The 2164-nt window shown below is 67.4% G+C and carries 3 protein-coding genes and 1 pseudogene; 2 read left to right on the top strand and 2 right to left on the bottom strand.

The annotated features are described in order from the left end of the window. A partial coding sequence (locus TW83_RS17450) for an alpha/beta hydrolase (RefSeq protein ID WP_045984059.1) occupies positions 1 to 928 on the bottom strand: 928 nt, incomplete at its 3' end. Positions 929 to 936: 8 nt separating this feature from the next. Further along, the gene (locus TW83_RS17455) at positions 937 to 1221 is read right to left on the bottom strand and encodes an SCP2 sterol-binding domain-containing protein (protein ID WP_042246766.1); all 285 of its coding nucleotides are present in this window, start codon (positions 1219 to 1221) and stop codon (positions 937 to 939) included. A gap of 130 nt (positions 1222 to 1351) precedes the next feature. On the opposite strand from TW83_RS17455, the gene TW83_RS17460 reads away from it, so the two are divergent. After that, a complete protein-coding gene (locus tag TW83_RS17460) occupies positions 1352 to 1864 on the top strand; it encodes a tetratricopeptide repeat protein (protein ID WP_232303246.1) in 513 nt (170 codons plus the stop codon). 9 nt (positions 1865 to 1873) lie between these two features. Continuing rightward, positions 1874 to 2164 (top strand): annotated as a pseudogene (locus TW83_RS17465) (disulfide oxidoreductase); the annotation flags it as partial.

Raw genomic sequence — 2164 nt, forward strand, 5'->3', positions numbered from 1 at the left:
CGAACCGGGCCAGCATCGCCTCGTAGAACAGGTCGCGCAGCGCATCCGTTTCCATCAGGATTTCGTGCTTGGCCCCCGGAATGGTCAGCAGCTCCGATTGCGGCCAGCGCGCGGCACGGTCCCGGATGGCCTGCGACGACACGACCTTTTCCTCGCTGCCGACAGACACCAGCATCGGCATGTCGGGCGATGGAATGCGCGACAGGCGGGCGCATTCGTTCAGTGCCCTGCCAACCCAATCGAAGGTGGCACCGCCGATGGTCAGGTCGGGCCAGGCCACGGCCTCGCGCACCAGGCGCGCCCATTCGTCACCGTTGCCGGTCAGCAGGTTGGCGTTGAAGCTCTCGTCCAGGGGATAGGTCGTCGCCGCCCCGCCGCTGCCCGGTGCCGTCAGGCCGCCACGCCCCACGCGTCCGGCCAGATAGGCGATACCCAGGGCCACGCCCTGCTGCATCCGGCGAAGATTGATGCCCCACATGGGCGCGGAGAACACCGCGCTCTGCACGGCCATGCCGCCCTCCAGCGCGGCCAACCCGATGCAGCCGCCCATCGAATGCGCCAGCAGATGCCACGGACGGGGCAGGTCAAGCTGTTCCGCCGCCACGATCATCTCGACCACGTCGTGCTGGTAATCCGCGAAATCGCGGATATGGCCGGGGCGGGGATTGGGCTGCAGGCGGTCCGACATGCCCTGACCGCGCCAGTCGATCGACAGGACGTCGTAACCCTCGGCCATCAGACGATGGGCGACGGGGGCGTATTTCTCGATATATTCGGTCCGCCCGGGGAACAGCAGTACGCTGCCGCGTGCCGCATCCGCGGGCCAATGCGCCATGCGCAGGCGGACCCCATCGCCGGCCTGCGCCCAGAAGGCGCGGGCGGGCTGTGACCGGTCGTCCGGAAGCTGATGGAAGGGTGCCTGCTGCACGCGGGCGCTTAGGACAGCTTCTGGCCCAGCTGCATCGCGACGCCCATAGAGCCGTCGATCTTCAGCTTGCCCATCATGAAGGCGGTGGCGGGGTTCACGTCGCCGTTCAGGATGCCTTCGAACGTCTCGCGGCTGGCCGTCAGGGTCACCTCGGCATCCTCGTCGCCGGCGCGCACGCCGTCTTCGTCGATCATGATCGCGCCTTCGCCGGTGATCACGAACTTTGCGACAGAATCGAAGCTGTCGATCTTTTCGCCCAGCTTCTGGACGGCCTTGGTCACGACTTCGCTCATTTCACGTCTCCTGGTGCGCTTTGTCTGGCGCCCGACCTGCGGCCTGGGCTACACCAGACATATGAACGCGGTCCGCCTGAATTTCCACTCTGCCGTCACGGCATTGCGTCACAAAGTTCTGACGATTTTCGTGGTTATTGCAAGCGTGGTACCGATCGCGGCCGCGGGCCAGGGGCTGGACGACGCCTTCGCGCGCCTGGCCCAGCCCGAGGGCGAAGGCTGGCGCATCGCGGAAAGCGATATCCTGCGGGAATGGTCGCGGTCCGGGTCGCCGGCGATGGACCTGCTGCTGCAGCGGGGAGAGGCGGCGCTGGACATGGGGGACATCCCGTCGGCCATCGGTCATCTGACCGCGTTGACCGACCATGCCCCCGATTTTGCGGCAGGCTTCCAGACGCGGGCCGCGGCCTATGCGACGGCGGGCCAGTTCGGGCCCGCGCTGGCCGACCTACGCCGCACGCTGGAGCTGGAGCCGCGCCATTTTGCGGCACTGACCCAGCTGGGCGCCATGCTGGAGGAGATGGGCGACGACGCTCGCGCCCTGGCGGCCTATCGCGCCAGCCTGGCGATCCATCCCCACCAGCAGGAAGCCATCGATGGCCAGGCACGTCTGGAACACAAGCGCATCGGCACCGATATCTAAGGCATGAACATGACGACGCGCGGGCGGATCACCGCCATCCTGGGCCCGACCAATACGGGCAAGACCCACTACGCCATCCAGCGGATGCTGAACCACCGGTCGGGGGTGATCGGCCTGCCGCTGCGCCTGCTGGCGCGCGAGGTCTATGACCGGATCGTGGCCGCGCGCGGCCCCTCGGTCGTGGCACTGGTCACCGGAGAGGAGCGGATCGTTCCCGACCGCGTCCAGTACTGGGTCGCCACCACCGAGGCGATGCCCGACATCGCCACCGATTTCGTGGCCATCGACGAGATCCAGCTG

The sequence above is a fragment of the Paracoccus sp. S4493 genome, from assembly GCF_000967735.1.
GTDB classification, from domain to species: domain Bacteria; phylum Pseudomonadota; class Alphaproteobacteria; order Rhodobacterales; family Rhodobacteraceae; genus Paracoccus; species Paracoccus marcusii.